At 63.8% G+C, this 5,050-nt stretch carries 6 protein-coding genes; 2 read left to right on the top strand and 4 right to left on the bottom strand.

Annotation, left to right across the window (positions count from 1 at the left end; genetic code table 11):
- Nucleotides 1–810, top strand: an 810-nt coding sequence (locus IVB32_RS34255) for an ABC transporter permease (RefSeq protein WP_247412827.1), incomplete at its 5' end; no start/stop codon positions are given.
- A 4-nt stretch (nucleotides 811–814) separates the two neighbouring features.
- Entirely contained in the window at nucleotides 815–1,702 is an 888-nt protein-coding gene (locus IVB32_RS34250) for an ABC transporter permease (protein ID WP_247300237.1), read from the top strand.
- On the opposite strand, the gene IVB32_RS34245 is transcribed toward IVB32_RS34250, so the two are convergent.
- The 4 genes from IVB32_RS34245 to IVB32_RS34230 form a co-directional block, all read right to left on the bottom strand.
- Nucleotides 1,699–2,445, bottom strand: coding sequence for a hypothetical protein (locus tag IVB32_RS34245; protein ID WP_085352145.1), 747 nt, complete (start codon nucleotides 2,443–2,445; stop codon nucleotides 1,699–1,701). The two genes, IVB32_RS34250 and IVB32_RS34245, sit on opposite strands and share 4 nt — an antisense overlap.
- A 9-nt stretch (nucleotides 2,446–2,454) precedes the next feature.
- Entirely contained in the window at nucleotides 2,455–3,705 is a 1,251-nt protein-coding gene (locus IVB32_RS34240) for an adenylate/guanylate cyclase domain-containing protein (protein WP_247367044.1), read from the bottom strand.
- Complete coding sequence (locus tag IVB32_RS34235; protein WP_018457048.1) at nucleotides 3,702–4,091, bottom strand: response regulator; 390 nt, start codon at nucleotides 4,089–4,091, stop codon at nucleotides 3,702–3,704. Before IVB32_RS34235 ends, IVB32_RS34240 begins: the two co-directional genes overlap by 4 nt.
- Nucleotides 4,088–5,050 (bottom strand): ATP-binding protein (locus tag IVB32_RS34230; RefSeq protein ID WP_247412825.1); only part of this gene is annotated, 963 nt, incomplete at its 5' end. The genes IVB32_RS34230 and IVB32_RS34235, both read right to left, overlap by 4 nt.

Here is a 5,050-nt window from a genome sequence, read left to right as displayed (position 1 = left end):
CCCGCCGTGATCGAGCAGATCCGCCAGCAATACCGGCTCGATCAGCCGATCCCCGTGCAGTACGTTTATTGGCTCAAGGGCGTTCTATCAGGCAATTTCGGTGAATCGCTGCGCAACAAGATGCCGGTGCGCGAGCTGATCGCGCAGAAGCTGCCGGTGACGCTCCAGCTCGGCTCGATGGCAATGTTGATCGCGCTCTTGATCGGCATTCCCGCCGGCATCGTCTCCGCCGTGAAAAGGGGCACCGTCTGGGATTATGGTGCCAATTTGTTCGCGCTGTGGGGCATCTCGACGCCGAATTTCTGGCTCGGCATCATGCTGATCTTCCTGTTCTCGATCGAACTCGGCTGGCTGCCGGCGTCCGGCTACGTGCCGTTGACTGAGAACTGGCGCGCGAGCCTCGCCGCCACCATCATGCCGGCCTTCGTGCTCGGCAACGCAATTTCCGCGGTCCTAATGCGGCACACCCGGAGCGCCATGCTGCAGGTGCTGGAAAGCGACTATGTCCGCACCGCGCGCGCCAAGGGATTGTCCGAACGCTCGGTCATCCTCAAGCACGCCATGCGCAACGCACTCACGCCAATCATTACGCTCGGCGCGCTCGAGCTCGGCACGCTCTTGTCGGGCGCGGTTCTGACTGAGCAGATCTTCTCCATTCCGGGCTTCGGCAAACTGATCGTGGACGCCGTGTTCAACCGCGACTACGCGGTGGTACAGGGCGTCGTGCTGGTGACGGCGACGGTCTACATCACACTGAACCTGGTTGCCGATGTCTCCTACATCCTCGTCAATCCGCGGCTACGGGGCTAGACTCATGACCGATGCCGCCCTGCCCGCTGCTCCCATCGCGCAAGCTGACGAGCTGGACAGCCCGGCGCGTCGCGCCCGGCGGCGCCTGTTCAAACGCAAGGCCGCAGTGTTCGGACTTGTCATGATCAGTTTGTTCGTCGGCTTCGCGGCTCTCGCGCCGCTCGTCGTTCCCTACGATCCCATCGCGACGAGCTGGAGCCTGGTTCGCAAGCCGCCCACGACGGCGCACTGGTTCGGCACCGACGAGCTCGGTCGCGACATCCTGAGCCGCGTCCTCTACGGCGCTCGCGCCTCGCTGCTCGCCGGCCTCACCTCGGTGGCGATCGCTCTGGGCGTCGGCGTTCCGCTCGGCCTGCTTGCCGGCTATCGCGGCGGCTTCGTCGATGCACTGATCAGCCGGATGACCGACGCGATGCTGGCCTGCCCATTCCTGATCCTGGCGATCGCACTCGCCGCATTCCTCGGTCCGAGCCTTGGCAACGCCATGATCGCGATCGGCATCTCGGCAACCCCGATTTTCATCCGCCTGACCCGCGGCCAGGTGCTGGTTGTCAAGGCTGAGGACTATGTCGAGGCGGCGCGCGCGCTCGGCAATCCGCCGTGGCGGATCGCGTTCTCGCACATCCTGCCGAACATCCTGCCGGCGCTGCTGGTGCAGGCGACGCTGTCGATTGCGGCCGCCATTATCGCCGAAGCCGCGCTGTCCTTCCTTGGCCTCGGCCAGCAGCCGCCGGCGCCATCCTGGGGCAGCATGCTCAACGCAGCGCAGCGCTTCCTGACCCAGGCGCCGTGGATGGCGATCTGGCCGGGGCTTGCGATTTTCCTCGTGGTGCTGTCGCTGAACCTGCTCGGCGACGGCCTGCGCGACGCGCTCGATCCACGCCAGCGCTAGATCACGACCTCGCGCATCACGCGGCGGCAATCCATCTCGTATTCGAGATCGACCACCGGCGGCCGGGCATAGTGCCAAGTCAGGCCGGACCGCAACGCCCCGCGGCGGACGAGTTCGTCGACCAGCGCGTGGTGGAAGTCGTGCACGGAATAGGCCTGCACGCCGGTCGTGTCCTTCCAGCCGAAGCCGAAGGCCGTCATCCTGTTCTCCATCTGGGACGTCGTCGTGAAGCGCACCTTCTCGCGAAGGCCTTCCGGGCTGAGGTCGCGGTAGCGCACGGTGCGCTCGACATAGGTCCCGCCGCCCTCGCGCGCCTCGGCGCCGCCGGAAATCACGAAGCTCGGCGTCTTCGAGCTTGTCGGCCGCGTGAAGGAGAACGCGTAGAACGACGGCTCGGCCGGTGGATCGATCTCTGGACAGACATTGCTGCGCGCCACCGGATTGGTGGTGCCGTCGAAGATGCCCCATTCGGACAACGTCTTCACATAGTGCAGGTTGAACGCGCGAAAACCTTCTTCGCTGAAGGCCGCGGGCGACCGCAGTTCGCAAGCGCAGAAGGCCGTCAGCGGCCGCCCCGCCTCCTGGATATGCTTCGCGGCAAGCGCAAAGCCTTCGGCGAGCGGCACCAGCCGGTCGAAGCGGACGCGCTCGATCTCATAGCCGTCGTCCGCGGCCGCACCGGCCGAATACTGGAATACGGACGGAATGAAACGATAGTTGCCGGCGGAGAATTCACCAATCATGTCGGACTCCTATTCCAGTTGCATGCGAATGCCCTTGTCGCCGTTAAGCAGGCGCTTCAGGTGAAAGCCGGCCAGGGAATCGCCGGCATGCATGCCGACCAGCGCCGCGAAAGCCGGCATGGCGGCGGCATCCCCGGCTTCCATCTTGGCAAAAGCTTCGGAATACAGCGCCGTGTCCGGCGCAGCGAATTGGGCCGGCGTCAGCGGCTCGAACGCGCGCAACGCTTCGCTGCGTCCGCGCAGCATTAGCTCCCCGACGGGACGACCTCGAAAATTCTCAGCCGCCTCGGCGATGCCGGCACTGACGCAAATCCGCGTGCCCAGATGCTTGTTCGCGGCTTCCAGTCGCGCCGCGATGTTGATGGAGTCGCCATACGCGGTGTAGTCGAAAAACCGGTTGCCGCCGAAATTTCCGACCAGTGCCGGCCCGGCGTGAATGCCGATGCGGGTGGTGCCGAAATTCACCCCTCTCGGCTTCCAGCGCGCGGAAAAATCCTCCGCCCAGGCGTCGAGCTCGTGCGCGCAGGCAACCGCACGCGTCGCATAATCGGGCTGATCTCCGGGCGCATTGAAGAGCACCTGGATTGCATCGCCGATGATCTTGGCAACCGTCCCCTCATGCGTGAAGACGATTTCGGTCATGCCGCCGACATATTCGTTGAGAAGCGCGCCCAGCGTCTCCGGCGGCGCACTCTCGACCAGCGAGGTGAAGCCCGTTATATCCGTGAAGATGGTCGCGATATCGCGCCACTGCACTTCGATTCCCTCGCTCTCACCGCCGGCCGCCAGACGCTTGGCGAGCTCGGGCGAGAAATGACGCGAGAGCGCGGCGTGAGCGCGCTCGGCTTCCGTCTGGCGGCGCCGCACCTCCCGCAGCATCTCGATATGGCGGATGGTCTTCTCGATCGTCATCTCCAGGTCGGCGAAATCGATCGGTTTGGTCAGAAAGTCGAACGCGCCGCGGTTCATCGCAGTGCGAATGTTGCTCATATCGCCATAGGCCGACAAGATGATGGTGGACTTCTTGTCGTCCGCTTCCTGGAGCTTCGCCAGCAGCGACAACCCATCCATCCTTGGCATGTTGATGTCGGAGACCACCATGTCGACATGCGGATTCTGCTCGAGCGATTGCAACGCCTCGACGCCGTCTCGCGCGAACATGATGGTCACCGACCCATCGCGAATCTGCTTGCGGAATTTTTGCAGGACCAACGCCTCGAGATCCGGCTCGTCGTCGACGAAGAGGATGGTCGCGGTCATGCGGCTTTCTCGAGCCTTGTGTCGATTTCCTGCCGCAGCAGCGCGAAATCGATCGGCTTGGTGAGGAGTGCGACCGCGCCGCGCTCGATCGCCTTCCGGCGCGTCTCGGCGTCGCCATAGGCGGTGATCATGATGACGGGAACGTCCGGATGCGCAAGACGCACCTTCGGCAGCATGTCGAGCCCGCTCATGCCGGGCATGTTGATGTCGGACAAAATCAGGATCAACGAGGGATCGCGCACCTCGGCGGCGAGCTTCAGCGCATCGGGTGCCGACGACGCGAATTCCATCTGGAAGCGGCCGGCGCGCAAATCGCGCCGAAACTGCTGCCGGAACAGCGCCTCGACGTCGGGCTCGTCATCGACGACCAGGATGTAAACGTTCAAGTCTTGCCTCCGGAAGTGCCGTCCGCCGCCATTACGCGCGGCAGGGTGATGATGAATTCGGTGAATACGCCTGGTGCGGTGTTCACGTCGATCGTGCCGCCGTGCTGTTTCACCACGATGTCATGGCTCATGGAAAGGCCGAGCCCGGTGCCCTCGCCGGCCGGCTTGGTGGTGAAGAAGGGATTGAACATCTTCTCCTTCACCTCGGACGGGATCCCGGTGCCGTTGTCGCGAATGCGGATTTCGACCCTGTCGCCGAGCGTTCTGGTTGCTGCGCGCAGGGTGGGCTCGAAGGCGTCTGCGGCGCTCTCCTTGCGCTGGGCAGTGGCGTAGAAGCCATTCGAGATCAGATTGAGGACGACTCGCGTAATTTCCTGCGGATAGATATCGACCATGCCTGCGGCGGGGTCGAAGCCGCGCTCTATCGTGACGTTGAAGCCAGGCTTCTCGGCTCGCGCGCCGTGATAGGCGAGGTTGAGGCTTTCCTCGACGATGGCATTGATGTCCGCCGGACGGCGCTCGCCGGAGCCCTCGCGCGAATGCAGGAGCATGTTCCTGACGATGGAATCGGCGCGCTTGCCGTGCTGCACCACCTTTTCGAGGTTGCTCCTGAGCATGCCAGTCAGCTCGTCGACCTCCGCCTTCGTCTTGCCGTCGAGCGAGGCCGCCTGCAGCGCCTCGTTGAGCTCGTCGATCAACTCGGTCGACACCGCCGAGAAATTGTTGACGAAATTGAGTGGGTTCTTGATCTCGTGCGCGATTCCCGCCGTGAGCTGGCCGAGGGACGCGAGCTTCTCGGTCTGGACCAGGCGGTCCTGCGCGGTGCGAAGATCGTCGAGGGATTGCGACAGCTCCGTCGTGCGCTTGCGCAATTCGTTCAGCAGTCGCGTATTCTCGATGGCGATGACGGCTTGCTTCGTGAAGTTCTCAACCAACGCGATTTGCTTGTCGGTGAACGG

Source organism: Bradyrhizobium sp. 23 (assembly GCF_023073295.1).
Taxonomy (GTDB): domain Bacteria; phylum Pseudomonadota; class Alphaproteobacteria; order Rhizobiales; family Xanthobacteraceae; genus Bradyrhizobium; species Bradyrhizobium canariense_D.
Note: the sequence above shows the minus strand (reverse complement) of the source record. Positions and strands in the feature narration are given on the sequence as shown.